The 22,747-nt window shown below is 69.0% G+C and carries 20 protein-coding genes; 6 read left to right on the top strand and 14 right to left on the bottom strand.

Translation table 11 applies throughout. The annotated features are described in order from the left end of the window. Positions 1-3 precede the first annotated feature (3 nt). The 3 genes from ACZ1DY_RS27495 to ACZ1DY_RS27485 form a co-directional block, all read right to left on the bottom strand. The gene (locus tag ACZ1DY_RS27495; protein ID WP_126734106.1) at positions 4-426 is read right to left on the bottom strand and encodes a hypothetical protein; all 423 of its coding nucleotides are present in this window, start codon (positions 424-426) and stop codon (positions 4-6) included. Positions 427-683: 257 nt separating this feature from the next. Further along, a complete protein-coding gene (locus tag ACZ1DY_RS27490) occupies positions 684-1,643 on the bottom strand; it encodes an ABC transporter permease (RefSeq protein ID WP_052121043.1) in 960 nt (319 codons plus the stop codon). Further along, positions 1,636-4,545, bottom strand: coding sequence for an alpha/beta fold hydrolase (locus ACZ1DY_RS27485; RefSeq protein WP_465481330.1), 2,910 nt, complete (start codon positions 4,543-4,545; stop codon positions 1,636-1,638). The genes ACZ1DY_RS27490 and ACZ1DY_RS27485 overlap by 8 nt, the downstream gene beginning before the upstream one ends. A 320-nt stretch (positions 4,546-4,865) precedes the next feature. Here ACZ1DY_RS27485 and ACZ1DY_RS27480 point away from each other — a divergent pair, with 320 nt between their 5' ends. Next, a complete protein-coding gene (locus ACZ1DY_RS27480) occupies positions 4,866-5,840 on the top strand; it encodes a TerC family protein (RefSeq protein ID WP_126734103.1) in 975 nt (324 codons plus the stop codon). Between the two features lie 30 nt (positions 5,841-5,870). Continuing rightward, a complete protein-coding gene (locus ACZ1DY_RS27475; protein WP_465481329.1) occupies positions 5,871-7,832 on the top strand; it encodes a S9 family peptidase in 1,962 nt (653 codons plus the stop codon). 296 nt (positions 7,833-8,128) lie between these two features. Here ACZ1DY_RS27475 and ACZ1DY_RS27470 read toward each other — a convergent pair whose 3' ends face one another. From ACZ1DY_RS27470 to ACZ1DY_RS27460, 3 genes are all read right to left on the bottom strand, one after another. Next, a complete protein-coding gene (locus ACZ1DY_RS27470; RefSeq protein WP_126734101.1) occupies positions 8,129-8,785 on the bottom strand; it encodes an RES family NAD+ phosphorylase in 657 nt (218 codons plus the stop codon). Between the two features lie 96 nt (positions 8,786-8,881). Further along, positions 8,882-9,463 (bottom strand): DNA-binding protein, encoded by a 582-nt coding sequence (locus tag ACZ1DY_RS27465; RefSeq protein WP_257485805.1) that lies wholly within the window; start codon positions 9,461-9,463, stop codon positions 8,882-8,884. Between the two features lie 335 nt (positions 9,464-9,798). Beyond that, the gene (locus tag ACZ1DY_RS27460; RefSeq protein WP_126734099.1) at positions 9,799-10,779 is read right to left on the bottom strand and encodes a LacI family DNA-binding transcriptional regulator; all 981 of its coding nucleotides are present in this window, start codon (positions 10,777-10,779) and stop codon (positions 9,799-9,801) included. A 114-nt stretch (positions 10,780-10,893) separates the two neighbouring features. Between ACZ1DY_RS27460 and ACZ1DY_RS27455 the strand changes: the two genes are divergently transcribed. After that, positions 10,894-12,417, top strand: a complete 1,524-nt coding sequence (locus ACZ1DY_RS27455; RefSeq protein WP_465481328.1) for an FGGY-family carbohydrate kinase — start codon at positions 10,894-10,896, stop codon at positions 12,415-12,417. Here ACZ1DY_RS27455 and ACZ1DY_RS27450 read toward each other — a convergent pair. Further along, positions 12,348-13,034 carry a helix-turn-helix domain-containing protein gene (locus ACZ1DY_RS27450; RefSeq protein ID WP_465481327.1) on the bottom strand — a complete coding sequence of 229 codons (687 nt, stop codon included), beginning with the start codon at positions 13,032-13,034 and terminating at the stop codon, positions 12,348-12,350. The two genes, ACZ1DY_RS27455 and ACZ1DY_RS27450, sit on opposite strands and share 70 nt — an antisense overlap. A 30-nt stretch (positions 13,035-13,064) precedes the next feature. Between ACZ1DY_RS27450 and ACZ1DY_RS27445 the strand changes: the two genes are divergently transcribed. The 3 genes from ACZ1DY_RS27445 to ACZ1DY_RS27435 all read left to right on the top strand — a co-directional run bounded on the left by ACZ1DY_RS27445 (position 13,065) and on the right by ACZ1DY_RS27435 (position 15,052). Continuing rightward, positions 13,065-13,469 carry an NUDIX hydrolase gene (locus ACZ1DY_RS27445; protein WP_257485808.1) on the top strand — a complete coding sequence of 135 codons (405 nt, stop codon included), beginning with the start codon at positions 13,065-13,067 and terminating at the stop codon, positions 13,467-13,469. Between the two features lie 299 nt (positions 13,470-13,768). Further along, on the top strand, positions 13,769-14,263 hold the full coding sequence (locus ACZ1DY_RS27440; RefSeq protein WP_465481326.1) for an MmpS family transport accessory protein: 495 nt from the start codon (positions 13,769-13,771) through the stop codon (positions 14,261-14,263). A 21-nt stretch (positions 14,264-14,284) separates the two neighbouring features. Then, positions 14,285-15,052: an ABC transporter permease gene (locus ACZ1DY_RS27435; protein ID WP_465481325.1), complete on the top strand. Its 768-nt coding sequence runs from the start codon at positions 14,285-14,287 to the stop codon at positions 15,050-15,052. On the opposite strand, the gene ACZ1DY_RS27430 is transcribed toward ACZ1DY_RS27435, so the two are convergent. The 7 genes from ACZ1DY_RS27430 to ACZ1DY_RS27400 form a co-directional block, all read right to left on the bottom strand. Next, on the bottom strand, positions 15,015-15,701 hold the full coding sequence (locus tag ACZ1DY_RS27430; RefSeq protein ID WP_465481324.1) for a histidine phosphatase family protein: 687 nt from the start codon (positions 15,699-15,701) through the stop codon (positions 15,015-15,017). The genes ACZ1DY_RS27435 and ACZ1DY_RS27430 overlap by 38 nt on opposite strands. A gap of 181 nt (positions 15,702-15,882) precedes the next feature. After that, positions 15,883-17,751, bottom strand: coding sequence for a Na+/H+ antiporter (locus ACZ1DY_RS27425; protein WP_457960469.1), 1,869 nt, complete (start codon positions 17,749-17,751; stop codon positions 15,883-15,885). Positions 17,752-17,791: 40 nt separating this feature from the next. Further along, positions 17,792-18,187: a VOC family protein gene (locus ACZ1DY_RS27420; RefSeq protein ID WP_465481323.1), complete on the bottom strand. Its 396-nt coding sequence runs from the start codon at positions 18,185-18,187 to the stop codon at positions 17,792-17,794. A gap of 5 nt (positions 18,188-18,192) precedes the next feature. Then, positions 18,193-18,597 carry a helix-turn-helix transcriptional regulator gene (locus tag ACZ1DY_RS27415; RefSeq protein WP_257489944.1) on the bottom strand — a complete coding sequence of 135 codons (405 nt, stop codon included), beginning with the start codon at positions 18,595-18,597 and terminating at the stop codon, positions 18,193-18,195. A gap of 117 nt (positions 18,598-18,714) precedes the next feature. Continuing rightward, positions 18,715-21,786, bottom strand: coding sequence for a glycosyl hydrolase 2 galactose-binding domain-containing protein (locus tag ACZ1DY_RS27410; protein ID WP_465481322.1), 3,072 nt, complete (start codon positions 21,784-21,786; stop codon positions 18,715-18,717). A gap of 124 nt (positions 21,787-21,910) precedes the next feature. Further along, complete coding sequence (locus ACZ1DY_RS27405; protein ID WP_465481321.1) at positions 21,911-22,297, bottom strand: YchJ family protein; 387 nt, start codon at positions 22,295-22,297, stop codon at positions 21,911-21,913. Between the two features lie 13 nt (positions 22,298-22,310). Then, the gene (locus ACZ1DY_RS27400; RefSeq protein ID WP_465481320.1) at positions 22,311-22,688 is read right to left on the bottom strand and encodes a DUF1801 domain-containing protein; all 378 of its coding nucleotides are present in this window, start codon (positions 22,686-22,688) and stop codon (positions 22,311-22,313) included. Positions 22,689-22,747: the final 59 nt, after the last annotated feature.

Raw genomic sequence — 22,747 nt, 5'->3', positions numbered from 1 at the left:
CCGCTAATCCCTGAGCCGCACGGTGACCGTCGGGCTGAAGGACCGCTTGCGGTTCCAGCCGGTCTCGGCGCCGATGCTGAGCTGGATGGCGCGGTCGGCGGGCGCCCAGTAGCCGGTGCGCACGAAGTAGGCGTCCATCGAACACAGCCTGGCACAGGACTTGCGGTTGCAGATGGTCTCCCAGCCCCACTGCCTGCCGCTCTCCTCGACACCGTTGCGCCGGACGAAAAGATGCGGATTGCCGATTTCGCGGCAGTACGCGCTGCCCTCGGAGATGTAGAGGACCCCGTCGATCTTGTAGAACCGATTGTTGTCGAGAAGCGTCACCTGGCCCGAGACGGCGAATCCGACCCGGCCGCCCTTGCCGGTGCTCATGGTCCAATCAAGAGAGAATTCCTGGACCGGGGTCTCGACTGACTGGGTCATGGTGACATCCCCGCTTTCCGCTCGCGTCGGCACCTTTCCACTGAAGATAAGGATTTCCCGGAGGGGTCCGAAGATGAATTCGAGGTTTTCACCCAATGAGTCGATGATCGGAAAATCGATGTTCTCATGCGCATGAAACACCGGTTACCGGCGCTAATGGGTGAAGGTCGCCACGGCCAGTGAAAACCGGGGCCCACCAGGGAAGAGGATTTCGTCTTCCCGGTGGACCCCGGTGATTTTCCGGTACGGAATCGCTCTCAGCTGGTGATGTCCTTCGTCGCGAACCGGCGGCCTGCCAGAAGGAAGAACACCGTGCCGTACAACGCCGCGGACAGCATGCCGTTGGCCATGTTCGTCCAGTCGATGTCGGTCGAGATCAGATCCATCCACGAGAACGCGAAATGCGTCGGAAGGTAGTCGCGCAGCCCTTCCAGCGCGGTGATCTGGTCGAGGATCTGCGAAACGATCGCGACGATCACCGCTCCGCCGACGGCGCCCAGCGGGGCGTCGGTGGCGACCGAGAGCAGCATCGCCAGACCGGCCACCCACGCCAGCTGCAGGATGATGTAGATCGTCGCGAGCCCCATGGCGACGAGGCTGTCGCCGAACGACACCGCGTCGCCGGTCGGGCTGATCGCGTCGCCCGCGCCGTACCAGATCACGCCGACCACCAGCGAGACCAGCGGCAACAGGATCAGCGCGACCGCGGAGAGGATGCCGGAGACGATCGCCTTCTGCCGCAGCACCCGATGCCGGGGGACCGGCATCGCGAGCAGGTACTTCAGGCTCGACCACGATGCCTCGCTCGCGATCGTGTCGCCGTAGAACAACGCCACGATCATCGGGAGCAGGAACGTCCCGGACACGAACAGCGCGAGCACCACGAAGTTCGGCGCGCTCGCGGTGGCGAGGTCGACGAAGCCGCCGCTGCGGCGGTTCGGGTTGGCCTGCCCGATCTCGAACGCGATCACCAGGATGAACGGCAGCAGCGCGACGAACCCCAGCATCAGCTGGGTCCGCCGCCGCTTGAGCTGCCGCTTCAGTTCGACGCCGAGCCGCAGCGTCCGGTCGGCACGGTAACCCGCCACCGCGCCGTCGGGGCCGACCTCGGTCGGTTCGTGCGACGCGACCTCGGTCAGCTCCAGCAGGGCCGCCGGATCGGTGTGCACGCCGTGATCCGCCCTGGTCGCCGGGCCGGAACCATTGGTCTTACTCACCCTTCGAGTCCTCTCCGACCAGCTGCAGGAACGCGTCTTCCAGACGGCGCCGCGGCCCGGCCTGCTCGACCGCGACCCCGGCCCGCACCAGGGCGGCGACCGCCTCGGCGCGCGCGAGACCGTCGAGATCCGCGTGGACGAGTTCGCCGTCGACGTCGACGCCGGAAACACCGCCGACCTTCCGCAGCGCTTCGGCCGCTTCGGCGGGCTTGTCGACGCGGAACGTCGCCTCGCCGCTGGACGCGGCCAGTTCGCCGACCTCACCCGAGGCGACCAGCATGCCGCGGTGCATCACGACCACGTGCGTACAGGTCTGCTCGACTTCGGCCAGCAGGTGGCTCGAGACCACCACGGTGCGCCCGGTCGCCGCGTAGCGCTGGAGCACCTCGCGCATCTGGTGGATCTGTGGCGGGTCGAGCCCGTTGGTCGGTTCGTCGAGCACCATGAGCTCCGGCAGGCCGAGCATCGCCTGCGCGATCGCGAGCCGTTGCCGCATGCCCTGGCTGTAGGTGCGGACCCGCCGGTTCACCGCGTCGCCGAGCCCGGCGATCTCCAGTGCCTCGGCGAAATGCGCCTTGTCCCTCGGACGGCCCGTGCTCGCCCAGTACAGCTCCAGGTTCTCCTTGCCGGACAGGTGCGGCAGGAAGCCGGAACCCTCCACAAAGGACCCGATCCGGGACAGGACCGGCGCGCCGGGCGCGATCAGGTGGCCGAATACGCGGATGGTGCCCGCGGTCGGCGTGATGAGTCCCATCAGCATGCGCAGGGTGGTCGTCTTGCCCGCGCCGTTCGGCCCGAGCAGGCCGAGCACCTGACCGGGTTCGACGCGGAACGACAGATCCTTCACCGCGACGAACCCGCCCGCGTACGCCTTGCGCAGACCTTCGATCACCAGCGGCGTCTTCGCCAGGCTCTCGTCGACGTCGTGCGCGCGGCGGCGGCGGAAGGCGGCGATCACGGTGATCGCGATCCCCGCGAGCAGCGTTCCGGCGATCCCGAGCAGCTGCGCGGTGGGCGCGCCCGCACCGACCGAGGTGCCGGGGACGACCGGCACGCCGAGGCGTCCGCCGTCCGCCAGCCCGATGCGGAACACGGCGGGCTCGACCGGCGTCGAGAACGCCTGATCGGTCGTGCCGACGACCAGCCGCAGCGTGTGCCCTGCCTCCAAGGGCCGCACGATGCCCGGCAGCGTCACGGTCACCTCGACCGGGCTGCCGTCGGCGGGCAGGCCCGAGACGCGGAAGGGGGCGACGGCGTTGGCCGGAAGCGTGCGGACACCTTCCGAGTTGACGTCGTAGAGCTTCGCGAACAGGACGGCTTCCCTTTGCGGAGCCGCGGCGGACGGATCCGCCGAGATCTGGAGCCGGACCGTCGACGAACCGGCCGCGATCGTCTGCGTGTCGAGCGGCGGCGTCGCGAACTGCGCCGCCTGCCCCGGCGGGTCCAGGCTGAACAGTCCGGAAAGGCGGGACGAACCCGCCACCGCGCCGTTCAGCCCGGGGATCCCGCTCACCGCGGCGGGGTTGCCGCCGGCGGGGCGCACGACCGGCTGCGCCGGACCCGCCAGGGTGAACTGCCGCCGCTCGGTGGCGTCCCCGGTCGCTCCCGGGTACGCCGGTGCGGTGACGGTCCTGACCGAGGGGGCGCCGTTCGCCCGCAGCGTGCCCTGGATGTCGTAACTGAACCCGGTGCCGGGATCGGTGCCCTGCCCGGTGAGGGAGAACTTGAGGAAGTCGGCGATCTGCGCGCGCAGTTTCTGCCCGGGCTTCCCGCCGTCGTGGCCGCCGGTGTACCAGATCGTGCGGACCTTGCCGCCCGCCGCGGTGATCTGCCGTGCGGTCGCGTCGGACTGGTCCAGCCCGAACAGCGTGTCGCTTTCGCCCTGCACCAGCAGGGTCGGCACGGTGATCTTGTCCGTCACGGACGCGGGGGAGACCCGGCGGAGCAGATCGACGGTCTTCTGGCTCGCCTTCCCCGTGGTGGCGAGCTCGGTGTAGGCCTGGCAGACCTCGGCGGTGAACCGTCCACAAGGGTCGGCCGGGCCCGCCGGTGGCCGCTGCCCGTTCTGGCCGCCGAGCGGCAGTGACTGCGCCGCGGCACCCGCCGCGCCCGTGCCCTGTGCCGCACCGGATTCGCTCGTCTCGTCACCCGCTTCGGGCGCGTCATTGGCGGGGGAGCCGCTCTGCGCCGCGCCGGAACCGGCGGAGAAGAAGATGCCCGCCCACGACTTCTTGAAGACGCCGTCGGCGGTGAACGCGCCGGCGGCCGGAGTCGTGGCGTTCGGCGGGGCCGGGGCGGCGGCGTTCGGGAACAGGCCCTGCGCGAGATCGTTGTAGGTGATCACCGGCGCGATCGCGTCGACCCGCTTGTCGGTCCCGGCGAGCAGCAGCGAAAGCGCGCCACCGTAGGAAGCGCCGGACACGGCCACCTTCGGGTCGCCGTTCTCTTTGAGGACCTCGGGCCGGGCGGCCAGTCCGTCGATCAGCTTCTTGGCGTCGGCGACCTCGCGGTCGGGGTCGTTCAGCGCGATCTTCCCGGTGCTGCGGCCGAAACCGCGCGCGGACCAGGTCAGCACGACGAAACCCTTGCCGGCGAGTTCGCGGGCCTCGGCGGCGACACTGTTCTTGTCACCGCCGAAACCGTGGGCGAGCAGGACGGCCGGAGCCGGGGTCTGTTCGGGCAGGTAAGTGGTCGTGTCGATCTTCACGACCTCGGACGAGCCCGGCGTTTCGGGCAGGTCGAGGGTCGCGTCCTGGGTTTCGACCGCGGACGGCGCGGGTTCGCTGTTCGTCCACACGACGGCCGCGGCGGCCAGGACCACCACGACCGCGGCGAGCGCGGTGAGCTTCGCGCTTCGCGTGCGAGGGAGCGGGATTCGGGGCACGGAACGACCGTATTTCACCGAAGCTGAGAACCGCTTCTCCGGCACACACGGACCACACAAGCGTGACGTTAGGCCGCCACCGGAACGGGTACTCGAGGAGTGAGAAGAGGTGGATGTGACGGGAGTTACGCCATCATCTTGGTGACAAGGGCAACCTTAACTGGCGTCATGCGTACAGACAGGTCAAACTGGACCAGCTGTGAGGGGAGTATTCCTTCGCGGCGGTGTCGTCAGCACGGTGGTCTTCGCAGGCCCCCGGCACCGTCGGCCGGTTTTTCGTACCGGCGGAAGAGACCTCCGGTTAGTTGCTGCTGTGCACTTTCCGGAGGGTTGGTTACATGTCTGTTCCCCTGTGGCTATGGATCGCCACGGTCGGTGGCCTGCTCGCGCTCATCGCGCTGGACCTGGTCATCGTCGATCGCAAGCCACATGAGGTCACCACCGGCGAGGCCGCCAGGTGGGTCATCTTCTACATCGCCGTGGCCATCGCGTTCGGTGTCGGCGTCTGGGTCTTCGCCGGGCACGACTTCGGTGTCCAGTTCTTCACCGGGTACATCACCGAGTACTCGCTGAGCGTCGACAACCTGTTCATCTTCATGATCATCATGACGTCGTTCAAGGTGCCCGCGATCCACCAGCACCGGGTGCTGCTGATCGGCATCCTGCTCGCGCTCGCCATGCGCAGCGTGTTCATCGCCGTGGGCGCCGCGCTGATCGCGCAGTTCGTCTGGGTCTTCTTCCTCTTCGGCGCCGTCCTCGTCTGGACCGCGGTCAGCATGGTCCGCAACAAGGACGAAGAAGAGGAATACGAGGAGAACGCGCTCACCCGCTGGGTGCGCAAGCTCTTCCCGGTCACCGAAGAGTGGCACGGGCACAAGTCCTTCGTGAAGAAGGACGGCAAGCGCTGGATCACCCCGATGTTCCTGGTGATCGTCGCGATCGGCAGCGCGGACCTGCTGTTCGCGGTCGACTCGATCCCCGCGATCTTCGGTATCACGCAGGAGGCCTTCCTGGTCTTCACCGCCAACGCGTTCGCGCTGATGGGTCTGCGCCAGCTGTACTTCCTGCTCGGTGGCCTGGTCACCAAGCTGGTGTACCTGTCCTACGGCCTCGCGGTGATCCTCGCCTTCATCGGCGCCAAGCTGTTCCTGCACGCGCTGCACGAGTACCACGTCGTCCCGGACTGGCTGGACATCAACAACTGGGTCTCCCTGGGCGTCATCGTCGTGGTCCTGACCGTGACGACGGTGGCCAGCCTCGCGAAAGCGAAGAAGCTCGAAGCCGCTGAGCGGGAATCTTCGATCAGTAGTTAGAACTGCTAAGGATCGGGTACCGTCGGGGCCGTGCGTCCCGTTGACATCGAAGCCCTGACGGTCCCCGGCATCCTCACGCTGCGCGGCGACCTGCTGCTCACGGCGGTGAGCAGGCCTGATCTGAAGACGAACGGCTACCGCGGCGCCCTGCGCAGGGTCGACCTGGGTGGCGGCGGAGAGAGCCCCTGGACCCACGGGGTCAAGGACTCCGCCCCCGCCATCTCGCCGGACGGCCGGTGGGTCGCGTTCCTCCGGGCCGGAGAGGGTTCCGGGCGCGAGGCCAAGCCGCAGGTGCACGTGATGCCTGCGGCCGGCGGCGACGCGAAGCGGATCACCAGCCTGCCCCTCGGCGCGGGCTCCCCGGTCTGGGCACCCGATTCCCGCCGGATCGCCTTCGTCGCCCGTGTGCCCGAACCCGGCCGGTACGGCACCGAGAACGCGGACGGCGAAACCCCGGAGCCGGGCGAAGAAGCGCCGCGGCACATCAAGAACCTCTTCTACCGCGTCGACGACGTGGGTTTCCTCAACGACCGTCCACGGCGTCTGTTCGTCGTGGACGCCGTCGCCGCGCTGGACGAGGAGCCGCCCGCCGAGCTCACGCCGCTGACCGACGACCGGGCCGACGTCGACCATCCTTCTTGGACGGCCGACGGCGAGCAGATCCTGTTCACCGCCCCGCGTGACTGGGCCGCCGAGGACACCGTCCGTTCGGACGTCTACGCCATGCCCGCGGGCGGTGGCGAACCCCGGCCACTGGTCCGGTCCCTGGGCACCGCGGACCGGCCCATCGCCGCTCCGGACGGTTCGATCCTGTTCTACGGCAACGAATTCCCCGGTATGGAAGACGTCGCCCGCAACACCGGGCTCTGGCAGGCGCCGTGGCCCTCCGGTGACGAGCCTTCGTCACCGCGCCGGCTGACCGACGTCGAAACGGTGGACTGCGACCACGCGGCCAGCCCTCCGGTCGTCGTCGGCGACGAGGTCCTCGTCGTGATCAGCAATCGCGGTGCCGCGGAGCTGCGTGCCGTTCCCCTCGACGCCGAACTCGCCGAGCTGAAGTCCCTGCGCCGCCTCGCCGGTGAACGCACCGCGGTGAAGTCGTTCGCCGTCGACGGCGAACGGATCGTCGCGGTGATCGGGACACCCGAGAGTTCCGGTGACGTCGTGCTGCTTTCCGGCGGCGAACAGCGTGTGCTCACCGACTACTCGAAGGCGTTGCGGGACACCGGGATCCTGCCGCTGGAGGAACTGGACGCGACCGCCCCGGACGGCTATCCGGTCCACGGCTGGGTCGTCCGGCCCGAAGGGGACGGGCCGCATCCCGTGGTCCTGATGGTCCACGGTGGACCGTTCGCGGCGTACGAATGGAAGGTCTTCGACGAGGCGCAGGTGCTCGCCGACGCGGGCTACGCCGTCGTTCTCGGCAACCCGCGCGGTTCCGCCGGCTACGGCGAAAGCCACGGCCGGAGCATCGTCCACGGACTCGGCACCGTGGACGCGGACGATCTGCTGGCACTGCTGGACGAAGCGCTCAAGCTGCCGAATCTGGACGGCGACCGCGTCGGCGTGATGGGCGGCTCGTACGGCGGGTTCATGACGAGCTGGCTCGCCGCGCACCACGGTGGCCGGTTCCGCGCCGCGTGGAGCGAGCGCGCGGTCAACGCCTGGGACTCGTTCGTCGGCAGTTCCGACATCGGCTGGTTCTTCGCCGGGGGCTACGCCGGCGACGACATCGAAGAACAGCGCAAGCGCAGCCCGCTGACGTACGCGGGGAAGATCGACATCCCGTTCATGGTCGTGCACTCCGAACAGGACTGGCGATGCCCGCTGGAGCAGGCGCAGCGGATGTACGTGGCGCTGCGGCAGAACGGCGTCGCGGCCGAATTCCTGCTGTTCCCCGGTGAGGGACACGAACTCACCCGGTCCGGGCTGCCGCGGCACCGGGTGCAGCGGTTCGACGCCGTGCTGGAGTGGTGGGGACGCCACCTCTGAACCTCGTGAGTGGTGAGGACGGTTCTAACCGGCCTCACCACTCACGAGGGCAGGGGCATGGCCGGGGGTTGCGAAAGCCACTTTCGCAACGTTGAAGATTGCGAAAGTGGTTTTCGCAACGTTGGCCGTGGCCGGGCCTGGCACTGCCCTGGTGATCATGTCGCGAAAGCCACTTTCGAGACGTCTGATGTCCCGAAAGTGGCTTTCGCGACACCGGCTCGAGATTCCTCAGGCCTTCATGGGGCCGGGCGACACCCTCGGCTGGAGCCGTCCTTGCCACTCACGAGGGCAGGAGCTCAGCTGAGCAGTGTGTAGTTCAGCTCTTCGCACACCCGGCCCAGCGGGACGTCGAGCCCCGGATGGTCCAGCGGGAGCAGCACGTCCGGCGCGACCGGCAGCGAGTTCCCGGCGGGCGGGTCCCACAGCGCGAGCGCGGGGCCGCCGGAGTCCATGGACGACCGGTACCAGACGCCGTCGAGGTCGCCGAACGCGGCGCGGATGGCCCGGGCCCAGGCCTGGGTGATCTTCTTCGGGCCGCTGGAGATCTCCTGCGAGGCGCCGACCCTGGTCGGCCACAGGCCGGCGAGGTCAAGCAGCCGCAGCGTGCGGGTCGGCCGGACGACGACCAGGCGCGGGCCGCGGGACTTGCGGTCGACCGTCGACGTGGTCTGGAAGACCTCCGCGATGCTGGTGCGCACGGTGAGACCGAAGTACAGGACGCCGTTCCCGGGGTCGGTGACCGGGCGACCGCCGCGACCGGGGGTCTGCGGGTCGAACCGGCCGTGCGGGAGCGGGCCGGTGTAGCGGAACGAATTCCACTGCTGGGGGTGGTTGCCGTGCGCGGTGAAGATCCTGACCAGCCTGGTGCCGGGGTGCACCGTCACCACGTCGTTGGTGCGGTGCAGCTCCTTGACCAGGACAGAGCGTGCGGGCGGCAGGGGAAGCCGGGCCATACCTCGGGAGTCGTCCGTCCTTGTCGGGTGATCTTGCTCGATGGGGTCAGCCTACGGCCTACCCCCGACTGAAATTCCCGTCGTCGGGCAAGGATCTCAGAACGGCGAACCCAGCGTGGCCACCAGTCTCGCGACGTGCTCGGGGTCGCCGCCGGAGAGGAGCCACTGGCGCGGGGTGGCCGGGTGGTCGTTGATCACCAGATCGGCCTGCGGGGTGCTCATGAACGCGGCGACGACGAGCGCGGGCTGGTCCTCGGGGACGGCGCGCAGCACGACCTCCAGGCCGGGCAGCACCCCGGAGCCGGCGAACTGCCAGGAGGGCAGCCTCCAGCCCTGATCCTTCCAGCCGGTGAGCCTGCCCTCCTTCAGGCGGTGCCGGATCCGGCTGTCGTCCACGCCCAGTGCCTTCGCCGCTTCCAGCACACTCAGCGCCGAATCGGCGAGTACGGCGTGCGCGGCGACCGTGCGGGCACGGAAGTCCGGCTCGTCCTCGCCCCGGGGGGAGAGGTCGAGGCCGACATCGGTGAGCGCGGCCCGCTGGTCCGCCGAGAAATAGTGGGACGGATCGGGGTTCGGTGGGGTCAGTCTCCGCGCCGCGTCCTCGACGAGGTTCAGGAACTCGTTGGCGTCGACCTTCAGGCCCGCCTTGGCGAGAACGTTCTCGAGCGCTATCGACATAGCGCCTAGGGTAACGCGTCTGTGCGGGTTCGTGCGGTCTCATCTCGATTTCGTGGGTGAATTCACCAGAGATGAACACAGAGTGCACGGAATCAAACACGCGCAGTAGGCAAGTCCGCCACAGTCTGCCCGGATCGGGCGAGCTTGTCCAGGACTTCGGCTTGACACGTGGTAAACAGGAACTTACCTTCCGAAAGGTAAACGATTTCTTCCCACCGCTTCGGAGAACCCGGCTGGTGTGGGGCCGGCTTGGGGGAACAAGGGGGTGGGGCGTTCCTGGGCGGCCGGTGCGAACCGGTCGCCCAGGCACGTCGTGCACCTGAAGTCTCCCGGGGTCAGTCGCGCCGTGAACTCCGGCGCACGATCAGTTTCGCCTGAAGCGTGGTCGTCGTGGCCTTGCGCGTGCTGTCGCCGATCCGGGCGAGCAGCAGTTCGGCGGCGACCCTGCCCACCTCGTTCGCGGGCTGGGCGACCACCGTCAGCGGCGGGTCGATCAGCGTCGTCCACGGCGCGTCGTCGAACGACACGATCCCGACGTCCTGTCCCGAGCGCAGGCCTCGGGCGGCCAAGGCCTCCAGGACACCGATCGTCATCGTGCTGTTGCCGACCAGCAGCGCGTCCGGCGGCTCGGGCTCGTCGAGCAGGCTGAGCGCGGCGAGCCTGCCGCCCTCGGCGCGGAACTCGGCACGCCGGGTGAGCGCGTTCTCCTCGCCGACCGCGTCGGTGTAACCGGCCAGCCGGTCTTCGGCCGTGCGCACCCCGGGCGGCCCGCTGACGCAGGCGACCCGCCGGTACCCGCCGTCGAGCAGGTGCCGGGTGGCGTCGCGGGCGGCGAGCCGGGTGTCGACCAGGACCTGATCGCCGGTGTTCTCCAGCAGCGGCCGGTCGACGGCGACCACGGGGGTGCCGCGTTCGGTAAGCCGGTCGACGTTGGTGGCCCGGCCGGTGGGGGAGAGCACGACGCCGGCGACCCGTTCCTGGAGCGCGACGTCTATGTAGCGCCGCTCCTTCTCCTCGTTGTCGTCGGCGTTGCACAGCACCACCGAATAGCCCGCTGTCTGCGCGATGTCTTCGACGCCGCGGGCGATCGCGGTGAAGAAGGGGTTCTCCACGTCGGAGATGATGAGCGCGAGTACCGCGGTCTCCTGACGGCGCAGATTCCTCGCGAGCCCGTTCGGGTGGTATCCCAATTCGGCCGCGGCGGCCTGCACCCTTGCCGCGAGCACCGGGTCCACAGTGGACTTCCCGTTGAGCGTTCTCGACACGGTCGCCGTCGAAACCCCGGCCTTCGCCGCCACGTCGTTGATGGTGGCCACCGTGACCTCCCCTTCCACAGGTGTGTTGACACCCTCGCACGGGAAGAATAGCTTGGCCGACAATCGTTACCATCCGCTGATCGCGCTACTCGCGCGGAGGAGTTCGGAGGCGTCGTGCGGGAACCGGGCCTGGTGCTCGGCGTCGACATCGGCACCTCGAGTTCCAAAGGTGTCCTCGTCGATTCCCAGGGCACCATAGTGGCACGGGCGTCCCAGCCGCACGAAACCTCCCGGCCGCGTCCCGGCTGGTTCGAGCACGACGCGGAAACCGTGTGGTGGCAAGACTTCGTGGCGCTGGCGCGGGAACTTTCGGCGGCCGCCGGGGATCATCCCATCATCGGAGTGTCGGTCAGCGGGATCGGGCCGGTGCTGTTGCCCGCCGACGCTTCCGGCAAACCTTTGCGTCCCGCGATCCTTTACGGCGTCGACACCCGCGCATCCGACGAAATCCGGGAATTGAACCGGGAATTCGGCGAAGAATCCATTGTGGAACGCGGCGGGAGCGCGCTCGGCTCACAGGCCGTCGGGCCGAAATGGCGCTGGCTGGCCAAGAACGAGCCGGACGTATTCGAGCGAGCGAAGCTCTTCCTGATGGCGAGTTCGTTCCTGGTGCTGCGTTTGACCGGTGAATACGTCCTCGACCACCACTCGGCGAGCCAATGCGATCCGATGTACGACCTGCGCGAGGCGCGCTGGGCGCCGGACCGGGCCGCGGCGATCGCCCCCGGCGTCGAGCTGCCGAGGCTCGCGTGGCCGACCGAGGTGGCCGGTTCGATCACCGCTGGGGCGGCCGCCGAAACCGGCTTGCCACAAGGGATCCCGGTGACGGCGGGAACGGTGGACGCCTGGGCCGAGGCGACCAGCGTCGGGGTCACCGCGCCCGGCGACACCATGCTCATGTACGGCACCACCATGTTCCTGATCCAGATGCTCGCCGATCCCCGGCCGGGGCAGGGGCTGTGGACGACCCGAGGTGTCTTCCCCGGCAGCTATTCGCTCGCCGCGGGGATGGCCACCTCCGGCGCGATCACCGATTGGCTGCGGGAACTCGTCGGTGGCGGGTTCGGGGAGCTGGCCGCGGCGGCGGCCGAGGTACCGGCGGGCAGCCGCGGCCTGCTGATGCTGCCGTATTTCGCCGGAGAACGGACGCCCGTGCCCGACCCGGACGCGAGAGGGATCGTCGCCGGGCTGACCACGTCCCATGGTCGTGCGGATCTGTACCGCGCTGCCCTGGAAGGCACCGCGTACGGCGTGCGGCACAACCTCGAAGCCATGCGCGAGGCCGGTGGCGGCACCGGCCGGATCGTCGCCGTCGGAGGCGGGACACAGGGCGGGGTGTGGACGCGGATCGTCAGCGACGTCGCGCGGATCGAGCAGGAGATCCCCGTGGAAACCATCGGCGCCGCGTTCGGTGACGCCGTCCTCGCCTCGGTCGCGCTGGGCAGGGAACCGGATCTCGAAGCCTGGAACCCCGTCGCCGAGATCGTCCGCCCCGGCGCCGACGCCGACGTCTACGACGAGTTCTACCCGCACTACCGTGATCTGTACCGGTCCACTGTGGACATCGCTCACTTCCTGGCGCGGAAGAACTCGCTCGCCTTCAGCCCGGAGAGTTCCCGGCAATCCCGGCTCAGGTGAGCCTGATCGGCGTACCCCGCCGAAAACGCCAGCGAAGCGAGATCCGGCGCCGTTCCCGCGAGGCCGATGGCGCGCTGGAACCGGGCGACCCGCAGATACGTGGCCGGTCCGTAGCCGACCGCGAGGGTGAACCGTCGCCGCAACTGCCGCTCGCCGGTGGTGAAACTGTCCAGTGCGGCAGAAACCCGGGGAACGCCGCCGTCCAGCCTGGCGATCAACGCCGAGACCTCACGGTCGGCCCGGCCGGCTCCGCGCCGCTCGACGACGTCCATCAGCGAAGCCGCGCCGGAAAGCACGCGTTCGGCCAGCAGCTCGCCTTCCCTGCCCCACAGGTCGCGCAGGGGGACACGCTGATCACGCAGCTCGTCGGCGCCCAGGCCCAGGACGTCACCCGCTCTGCCGGGAGCGAATCGCACACCCCTTGCCCGTTCGCTGGTCTCCCAGGTCCAGGCCGCGGTGTCCGGCCCGGCGACGAAGACCTCGCCGCCGCTCTCCACCAGGTCCACGCAGCCGTCGGGCACGATCCGCTTCGGCGCCGTGCCTGTGTCCTCCCACAGGCAGCGCACCACGCCGGACGGCCCGCCGGGTGCCGTCGTCTCCCGATACACGGTTGCCATGATGCCCCCGTCCTACGACAGAATCGGGCCGTGTCCGAAGCAGAGATCGATTCACTGGCCTGGATCCACGTCCGCGACCGCCGTCTGCTGTCGGTGCGGACCGAGGGAAAGACCAAGTTCTACCTGCCTGGAGGCAAGCGGGAACCCGGCGAGGGCGACGTCGCCGGGCTGTGCCGGGAGCTCAGGGAGGAACTCGGCATCGAGCTCGACCCGCCGAGTTTCCGCTTCTTCGCGCTGCTGAACGAGCAGGCCGACGGTTACGCGGACGGCCGCCGCGTCCGCCTGACCTGCTACACCGCAGACCATCGCGGGGAGCCCGCGCCCGGCCGTGAGATCGCGGAGTCCGCCTGGCTGTCGTCGGCCGACGCGCACCTCTGCCCGCCGGCGGGACGGCGGGTCCTCGGGCTGCTCGCCGACGCGGGTCTCGTCGACTAGGCGGGGTCCTGCGCGTGGGTCGGGTCGTGAGTGGCGTTTCGGGTTAGAACCCGAAACGCCACTCACGAGCCGGGCACGGACTCGCAGGCCACCGCCTAGGTCGGGTCACTCAAAGTGAGCTGTTCGGCTCACTGTGCTTACGCCGATCGCCCCATGACCAGGGGTTCTCCACTCACTGGGACACCCAAAAGGGTGAATATCGGGTTTCTTCCCGATAACGGCTAACGCGGAGTCACCTTCGTGCGAGAAGTAGTCGACGCACTCGACGGAAGTGCGCTCGGACGAGAGAAGACCTCTCCATGGGTGTTCCCACCGCGACCCCTCCGGCATCGGCGCCGGGACAGGGTGCCCCCGGCAGGCTGAAGCCGCTGGGGACCGTCGTGGTCGTGCTGGGTGTGATGGCCGTCGCCGTCACCTTGACCAGCTACGTGTTGCCGAAGGCCTCCAAGCCCGCGCAGAGCCCGCCCGCGCCGCAGATCGAGCAGGTCGAGCAAGCCGCGGCCGCGGTGCGCACCGTGCTGCACACCGTCGTCTACGAGCTTTCCGGCGCGAAGGGCGCCCAGAACGTCACCTACGTCGCGCAGGGTTCGGAACTCATGCAGAAGACCGAAGTGGCGACGCCGTGGAGCACCACCTTCGAGCGCAGGAGCGAAGAAGGCCGCGACGAGTTCTACAGCCTGTCCGCGCAGGGTTCGGGCAGCGGCGCGCTGCGGTGCCGGATCCTCGTCGACGGCGAGGTCGTCAGCGAGCGCACCGCCCCCGCCGCGGGCGCGCCGGTGGCCTGCACCGCCTGATCCTGCGGCAGGATCATCCGGGTGACGGATGGTGCGATCGCGTTCGGCCCGGTGCTCGCCGTGGTCCTGGCCGTGCTGGCGATCTTCGGCGCGGCGGTGGTGCAGTTCGGGCGGCTGGGGCAGGGCAAGGCGGTGCTGTTCGCGGCCGGGCGCGCCGTCGTCCAGCTCGCCGCCGTGTCGCTGGTCATCGTCGGGATCCTGAAATCAGGCTGGCTGACCGGCGGTTTCGTGCTGCTGATGTTCACGATCGCGGCGGTCACCTCGGCGCGCCGGATCGGGGTGGCGAAGGATCTGGCGTGGGTCGCGCTCGCCATCGCGGCCGGAGTGGTGCCGGTGCTGACGCTCGTGCTCGCGACCGGGGTGGTCCCGTGGCGGCCGATCGCGATCGTGCCGATCGCCGGGATCGTCATCGGCGGCGCGATGTCCGCGACCTCGCAGGCGGCGCGGCGGGCGCTGGACGAACTCGTTTCCCGCCACGGCGAATACGAAGCCGCGCTGGCGCTGGGTTTCCTGCGCCGCCCGGCCGCACTGGAGATCTGCCGCCCCTCGGCGGGACACGCGCTGATCCCCGCCCTCGATCAGACCCGCACGGTCGGCCTGGTCACCTTGCCCGGCGCCTACGTCGGTGTCCTCCTCGGTGGCGCCGGGCCGGTGCAGGCAGGCGTGACCCAGGTGCTCGTGCTGATCGGGCTGCTGGCCGCCGAGGCGGTCGCGGTCCTGGTCGTCGTGCACCTGGTCGCGGCGGGCCGGATCAGCCGAAAGGCGACTGAAGATGCGACGTGTCGTTGAACCGCCGCACCATCCAGTTGTCGCCCGACACCACCAGATGTGAGATCGAGCCGTTGTCCGCGCCCAGGAACGCGAACCGGTTCTTCGCGTCGCTCGCCTGCGCGAAGACCTCGCCGATGACACCGCCGTGGGTGAACACGGCGATCCTCCGGTCCGGGTTGGCCGCCGCGAGCCTGCCGATGGCCGCCCTGATCCGCCCGCCGAACGATTCCATCGTCTCCGCGCCGGGAATGACGTCCCAGCGCTGTTCGCGCCACAGCTGCTCGACGATCGGGTGGCCTTCGTAGGTGTAGCGCCGGAAAAGCCCGTTCTCCCACTCGCCGAGGTGGATCTCGCGCAGATCCGCCTCGACTTCCGGCGTGAGCCCGAGCTTCGCCGCCAGCGGTGCCGCGGTCTGCGGTGTCCGGCGCAGTGTCGTCACGTACAGCGCCGAGATCCGCTCGTCCGCCAGACGGCGCCCCACCCGCTCGGCGTGGTCCCTGCCTTCCGGCGCCAGGTCCGGATCGGCCTGCCCGTCGACGAGGTCGAACGGGTTGTCGCCCTTCGCCGGAGCGGATTCACCGTGGCGGACAAGGAAGATCTCGGTCGCGCCTGGCGGGGGAGAGAACCGGTGCTGGCGGTATTCGACTTCCTGCTCAGGGGTGCTCATGCTTCGGACGATACCCAGGTCGCGTCCGGTGCGTCTTGTCCGCGATCTCCGCGCCCAGCCGGCCCCTGACGGCACGGGCGGACGCGGCCGAGTACGACCCGGTACGAGGCCGATCCGCCCGCACCGCCAGGAACCACCTGGATCACGGAGCCCATCGGACAAGACGCACCGGACACGACCTTCAGCCCAGCTGTTTGTCCACGAAACACCAGCGCCAGGTCTCGCCGGGTTCGTGGCTGCGCATCACCGGGTGCAGGGTGTCGTGGAAGTGCTCGGTCGCGTGCTTGCCCGGTGAGGAGTCGCAGCAGGCGACGTTCCCGCATTTGACGCATTCACGCAGATGCACCCAGGTCATCCCGTTCTCGACGCAGACGGCGCAGACGTCGGGGGAGCTGGGTTCGACCGCGGGCCACTCCTTGGTGAGATGTTTGCAGGATCCCGCCGTCGCGGCGGGGGTGCGCAGTTCCCGATCGGAGTCCGGCACGGTCTCCTCCTCCCTGTCCAGCATGGATTCCTCGATGTCGAGGCGTTCGAGGATCCGGCGCAGGACATCATCATCGGCCATGCCGGAGTCACGCGCCTCCAGGAACTTCTCCCGTTCGACTTCGAGCAGCCGCAGCCTCAGCCGCCGGTACGCGTCGCTCGGTGTCTCGGACAGCGCACTCTGCCTGCCGAGCTCCTCCCAGGCCGAGTCCGAGCGGTGCTGGAGCCGGCTGCGCAGGCGTTCGACGATGTCGTCGGGGTCCTCGGGCGTCCGGATCTTCTCCAGTTCTTCGAGCGCGGCCCTGGTCATGTCGTGGAGGACGGCCGCCTCCTGCAGCGCGTCCTCGGCCGGATCGGGCGGCGGCAGTTTCAGGCGGCGGACCAGCACCGGCAGCGTCGTCCCGTGCAGCAGCAGCGTTCCCGCCACCACGACGAACGCGACCAGCACCAGCACGGCCCGCTGCGGGGTGTCCGCGGGCAGCACGAACGCCGCCGCGAGCGTGACGACCCCGCGCATCCCCGCCCACGCGATCACCGCCGAATACCGCCACGGCCAGGCGTGACGGTGGAACACGCGTCGCGCCAGGCCGATGCCCGCCATCCAGACGATCCGGGTGACGATGGTCGCGGCCAGCGTGGCGGCGCAGATCAGGACCAGTTCCAGCGCGGTCAGCCCGCTGTCGCCGACCTCGGTCATGATCCGGCGGACCTGCAGGCCGATCAGCAGGAAGACGATGTTCTCCAGCAGGAACTGGATGGTCTGCCAGTTCAGCCTGCTGGCCAGGCGCGAGCGGCCCGAAAGCATGCTCGGCGCCTTGTGCCCGAGGATCAGCCCCGCGACGACCACGGCGATCACGCCGGAACCGTGGATCGCCTCGGCGGCCAGATAGGCGACGAACGGGACCACCAGCGAAAGCGCGGTGTCGGTGACCGGGTCTTCCAGCCGGGTGCGGATCAGCGCGGCGAGCGCGCCGACGGCGAACCCGATCACCAGTCCGCCGCCCGCGGCCAGCAGGAAATCCCCGCCGACCTGCAGCAGGCTCACCGAACCCGCGATGGCCGCGATCGCGGTCCGCAACGCGACCAGCGCGGCCGCGTCGTTGAACAGGCTTTCGCCCTCCAGCAGCCTGGTCAGCTTGCGCGGCATCCCGACCTTGCGGGCGACGGCGGTGGCCGCGACCGCGTCGGGCGGCGCGACCACCGCGCCGATGGCGAGCCCCGCGGCCAGCGGCAGACCGGGGATCACCAGCCACGCCACGACCCCGACCGCGGCCGTGGTGAAGATGACGAGCCCGACCGACAACAGCAGGATCGGCCCGCGGTTGCGGCGAAAGTCGATCAGCGACGTGCGGATCGCGGTGGCGTACAGCAGCGGGGGCAGCAGCCCCAGGAGCACGACCTCCGGATCCAGTTCGTACTCCGGGACGCCCGGCACGTACGACGCGGCGACTCCGACCGCGATCAGGCACAGGGGCGCCGACCAGTCGAGTTTCCGCGCCGCGGCGGTGACCAGGAGGACGGCCACCACCAGTGCCACTAGTTCTACCGCGATCTCCACGCCGCTCATCATCACCCGGGAGCGTCAATACGCGCGCATCGAGGCCCGGCTAACGCTCCTCGAACCGCACCAGATTGCCCGCCGGGTCGCGGAAAGAGCAGTCGAAAGCGCCCCAGGACTGCTTCATCGGTTCTTGGACGACGTCCGCGCCCGCCGCCTGGATCCGGTCGAAGGTGCCGACCAGATCCGGCGTGGACAGCACGATGATGCCGTGGACGCCCTTGGCCATCAGCTCGGCGATCGTCGCGCGTTCCTCGTCGGTGAGCTCCGGATCGGCGGCGGGCGGGTGGAGCACGAGCGACGTCTCCGGCTGTCCCGGCGGGCCGACCGTGGCCTGGAGCGGGCCTCGGTCACGCACTTCGAAGCCCAGGATGTCGCGATAGAAGGAGAGTGAAGCCTCGAGATCGTCCGCGGGAAGGTAGGACGCCTGAATCGAGAGGGTCATACGACTCAAGGTAGGTCGGCGCGCGGCGGCGACGCTTCTCGATTCCTGATCGGTCGCATGACCTGTTTGACGACGCAGCCGGGCATGCCGCGGCCCTCCTCCGCCGCCTGTTTGCGGTACGCGCTCGGCGAGATGCCGACCAGTTCGGAGAAGCGCGTGCTGAACGTGCCCAGCGACGAGAAACCGACGTCGAAGCACACTTCGGTGACCGACATGTCCCCGCGGCGCAGCAGCATCATGGCCCGCTCGATCCGGCGGGTCATCAGGTAGCTGTACGGCGATTCGCCGTACGCGGCGCGGAACTCGCGGCTGAGGTGCCCGGCGGAGACGTGCACGCCGCGCGCCAGCGCTTCGACGTCCAAAGGCTGCGCGTAGTCGCGGTCGATCCGGTCGCGGACACGGCGCAGCATCGCCAGGTCCCGCAGGCGCGGGTCGGGTTTGCCGGTCACCCGGAAAGCGTAACCCAAGCCCGCACGGGAGAGGCCCCCTTCGCCGGGTGACGAAGGGGGCCTCGGGCGACTCCCGCGCTAAAGGGTGATCTTGTCGATGTTGGGGCCGCCGTTCGCCGTGGTGGCGACCGCCTTGATCTTGTTCGCTCCCGCCGCCAGCGTGACCTTGACTGTTCTGGTCGTCCAGTTCGGCCAGGCCCCGGTGCCGCCGAAGCCGACACCGGACGCGCTGATCGAGCCGTTGACGGAGAAGTCCAGCGGCCGGTTCGCCGTCGTCCCGTTGGCGTAACGGACGACCACGTCGTAGGTGCCCGCGGCCGGCACGTTCACCGTCCACTCGACCGAGCTGCCCGCGACGTTGTCGTAGTTGACGAATCCGGTGCCGGTGAACCCGGCGTGGTTCGACTCCACCGCGCCCTGGACGATCGTGGCGTCCTCGGCCTGGTAGTCGACCGGGTCGGCCGGTCCGGAGCCGTCGGCGGGAACGGTCTGCGTGCCGGTGTTCCAGCCCGAGACGCGGACCGAAGGCTTGGAGCCCTTGAGGTCGGCGGTGCGGTACTTCGCGGTCAGCGTGGTCGTTTCACCCGGCCACAGGCTCACCGCGTTGTCGTTCCACTCCACCGGCAGCACCGGCTTGCCCGCGGCGTCCACTACCTTCGAGTCGACGTAGAACGCCGGGAGCTTGCCGCCCGAGGTGTTCTTCAGCGTCACGGTGGTCGTGGTGGTGCCGTCGCCACCGGCGACCGACTTCGCCGTCGCGCTGACCGCGGACTGGCCGAGGTTCTTCAGCCCGGTCAGGTCGGCGTAACCCGACTGGGGCGTGTAGTACCAGTCGCTGCCGGCCCAGTTCAGCGTGTCGGCCTTGGTGGAGAGCCAGTACACGTTCCGGCTGACCTCCTTGCCCGACGAGTCGGTGAGCACCAGCTTCGCCAGGTAGGTGCTCGACAGCCCGCTCACCGCCGGGACGGTGACCGCGGTGGCCTTGGCGCCCAGCGCGCCGACGGACAGCCCGGTCTTGGTGTTGCTGTACTTCTCGGTGCCGTCGAGGTTGTACAGCTTCGTGGTCGCCGTCAGCCCGCTCACCGCGTTCGACGTCTGGTTGATCACCACGACCGACCGGTTGTCGTGCGAGTACTGGATGTGCAGCGGCTCGTTGGCCTTCTTCGCCCCGTAGTAGGCGCCGTTCTGGTCCATGTAGGCGTCGAACAGCTGCCAGTGCAGCGAGGTCCACGGGCTGTTGAGCATCCAGTAGATCAACCCGGTCGACGGGTTGGTCGAGTCGGTGTAGTTGCGCGAGTGCGACTCGAACTCCGCGCGGACGTTCTCGTACTGCGCGAGCTGCGCCTTCCGCACGAAGTCGTTCAAGTCGGCCGGCGCGCCGTAGCGCTTGGTGAGCGCGTTGGCGAACAGCTTCAGGTTCGCGAACGTCGTCGACGAAGAACGGTGGTACTGGGGCGCCGACGGGTCCTTCCACATCGTTTCCAGCTCACTGGCCGACATCATCCGCTTCAACGTGTCCATCGTCGGGATGTCGACGCCCGCGCTGGTCTCGGAGTTGAAGCTCCAGGCGCCGCCACGGTCCTTCTGCGACTTGTCGTACCAGTAGACGGGCGGGACGTAGTCGTACGGGCCATTCATCTTCATGCCGGAGGCGCCCGTGATCGGGGACGGCCTCTTCGACGCCGACGGGATCACCGGAAGGGTGAAGTCGGCGGCCTTCATCGCGTCGAGGTAACCCTGCTCGATCCGCCGGTCGGGAGCGAAGTCGCTGCCGATGTGGAACGAGATGACGCTCGGGTGGTCACGCAGGCGCTCGGCCTCGGAGAACATCGACGCCTTGGCGATCGGGTAGTCCGACTCGACCCACGGCTCGCCCTTCTCCTCGCCGTTGACGTGCCCTTCCCATTTGTCGCAGCATTCCCAGCCGGGCATCGTCAGCACACCGAGGTCGTCGGCGAGGTCGAAGAACTCGTCCGGCTCGATGTGGCCTTCCAGCCGGACCGTGTTGAGCCCGAGGTTCAGCACGTACTTGAGCTTGTCGGCCGCCGCGGTCTCGTTCCAGCGCAGGAACAGGTCCGGCGTGTAGCCGCCGCCGCGGATCAGCAGCGGTTTGCCGTTGACGCTGTACTGCCGCCCGCCGCTGGAGTTCAGCGGCGCCTTGACGTCGCGGACACCGAACTTCGACTTCGAGGTGTCGGACGGCGTGCCGCCGACACTCGCGGTCAGGTCGAGTTCGTACCGGTGCTGGCCGCCCATCCCGGCGGGCCACCAGAGATTCGGCTTGTCGAGGCCGACCACGGGGAACGTCACGGTCTTGCGTTCCTTGGCGGCCAGCGAGACCGTCTGGGTGACCGGCTTGCCCGCGACCGTGCCGGCGACGGTGGCCTGCACCGCGTCCGCCGTGTCGTTGCGGACGTCGGCCTTCACGGTGAGGTCGGCGTGGTCGAGCGAGGAGTTCAGCTTCTGGACCACGTGGGCGCTGCGCAGCGCGACCGGGCCGCTGCGGCGGACGAGGACGTCGCGCACGATGCCCATGTTCTGGTCCGGCGGGGTCTGCGCCCAGTCGATCCAGCCCATCGAGAGGTCGTTGTTGGGGTCGTTGGGGTAGACCTTGAACGCGACGCTGTTGACGCCCTGGCGCACGTGCGAGGTGATGTCCAGATCGTGGCGGGTGTAGGCGCCGTTGACCTGGTCCTTCGTCGCGATCCTGGTGCCGTTGACCCAGACGTCGGCCTTGGAGAGCACGCCGCTGAAGTCGAGGTACGTGCGCTTCGAGGTGTCCTCGACGTTCAGGTCCGTGCGGTACCACCACGGCACCGAGAACTGCGCGGTCGGGACGTTCTTCATGTTCGTCGAGTAGAACGGGTCGGCGTACTTGCCGTTCTGCAGCAATCCGGCGTAGACCGTCGAGCGGGACGACACCGGATACCAGCCGGCGGTGGGGAAGCCCGGCTTCGACACCGCCGAGTCGTCGCTGACCTGCGCCGAAGACTGGATCACGTAGCCGGGGATCGGAGTGGCGTTGCCCGCGACGGCCACTTCCGCGCCGGTGGCGACGGGGGCGGTGGTCACCCCGCAGACCGCGGCGGCCAGCGCGGTGACGGTCAAGGCCAGTAACGGGAGCCGGGTTCTCTTCTGCCGAAAACTCACGAGCGCGCCTCCTCGGGCACACGGCGGCGGACCTTTGGTGAAATCGTTAAGAAAGTTCCCTAACAATGTGGGGGAGATAGTAGCCGCCACCGCACGCGGAGAACAGACCCTTGCGCCGGGTTCGTCAGCCGACGGGTGCCACGTAGATCCACTGCCCGTCGACGCGGACGAAGTGGCTGTTCTCGTGCATGCTGTCCGCCCGCCGGTCCTGCCGGTAGTGGGCCCGGAACTCCACGGTGCCCTCCCTTTCCGGCAGTCCGCCGCCGGTCTTGCCGAGGATCTCCAGGAACGTCCAACGCTGTCCGGGATCGAGCTCGAGCTCGGCGGGCCTGGTCTTCGGATGCCAGGTCTTCATGAGATAAGCGGTGTCACCGACGGCGAACGCGCTGAACCGCGACCGCATCAGGAGTTCGGCGGTCGGTGCGGCCGAGGCTCCCCGATGGAAGCGGCCGCAGCACGCGCCATAGGGCTCGCCAAGGCCGCAGGGGCAACGGGACTCGTCGGTGATCACGTCGGCGATTGTGTCATCGAGCCGCCGTGGTGGTTTCGAGGTCTCGCGCCTGCTTGAGCCAGCCTGTGAACAGGTCGGCGTCGATGTCCTCGACGGAGCGCAGCTTGACGTGCGCCATCTCCCGCGCGCTCGCCTCCAGCCTGCCGGACTCGTCGTCGATGAGCTGGCCCTTCCACAGGGCGAAGGTGACGTACGACGAGTAGGCCTTCAGCAGGCAGACGAGGTTCTTCCCGACGGCTTCGCCGGCGCTCCAGGTGGGGGAGGCGTGGTACATCGCCTCGATGGAGCCGGGCAGGGCGGCGTTGACGATCGGGCGCAACGCGGTGGCGACTTCGCGCAGGTTCTCGGGCAGGGCGGCGATGTAGTCGTCGACGTTCGCGAACTTGGCCATGACTCGTTCTCCTTCGGTCGGTGTGCTGCGCTCAGCTAACCGTCCGACGGCTGAAGTTG

Source organism: Amycolatopsis sp. PSD-21 (assembly GCF_055561455.1).
The sequence above is the reverse complement of the archived record's forward strand: the minus strand, read 5'-3'. Positions and strand labels throughout refer to the sequence as shown.

What these genes read in the sequence shown, in the direction of transcription:
- ACZ1DY_RS27495 (WP_126734106.1), bottom strand. Translation starts at nt 426, where the DNA reads ATGACCCAGTCAGTCGAGACCCCGGTCCAGGAATTCTCTCTTGATTGG.
- ACZ1DY_RS27480 (WP_126734103.1), top strand. Translation starts at nt 4,866, where the DNA reads ATGTCTGTTCCCCTGTGGCTATGGATCGCCACGGTCGGTGGCCTGCTC.
- ACZ1DY_RS27470 (WP_126734101.1), bottom strand. Translation starts at nt 8,785, where the DNA reads ATGGCCCGGCTTCCCCTGCCGCCCGCACGCTCTGTCCTGGTCAAGGAG.
- ACZ1DY_RS27465 (WP_257485805.1), bottom strand. Translation starts at nt 9,463, where the DNA reads ATGTCGATAGCGCTCGAGAACGTTCTCGCCAAGGCGGGCCTGAAGGTC.
- ACZ1DY_RS27450 (WP_465481327.1), bottom strand. Translation starts at nt 13,034, where the DNA reads ATGGCAACCGTGTATCGGGAGACGACGGCACCCGGCGGGCCGTCCGGC.
- ACZ1DY_RS27440 (WP_465481326.1), top strand. Translation starts at nt 13,769, where the DNA reads ATGGGTGTTCCCACCGCGACCCCTCCGGCATCGGCGCCGGGACAGGGT.
- ACZ1DY_RS27430 (WP_465481324.1), bottom strand. Translation starts at nt 15,701, where the DNA reads ATGAGCACCCCTGAGCAGGAAGTCGAATACCGCCAGCACCGGTTCTCT.
- ACZ1DY_RS27425 (WP_457960469.1), bottom strand. Translation starts at nt 17,751, where the DNA reads ATGAGCGGCGTGGAGATCGCGGTAGAACTAGTGGCACTGGTGGTGGCC.
- ACZ1DY_RS27420 (WP_465481323.1), bottom strand. Translation starts at nt 18,187, where the DNA reads ATGACCCTCTCGATTCAGGCGTCCTACCTTCCCGCGGACGATCTCGAG.
- ACZ1DY_RS27415 (WP_257489944.1), bottom strand. Translation starts at nt 18,597, where the DNA reads ATGCTGCGCCGTGTCCGCGACCGGATCGACCGCGACTACGCGCAGCCT.
- ACZ1DY_RS27400 (WP_465481320.1), bottom strand. Translation starts at nt 22,688, where the DNA reads ATGGCCAAGTTCGCGAACGTCGACGACTACATCGCCGCCCTGCCCGAG.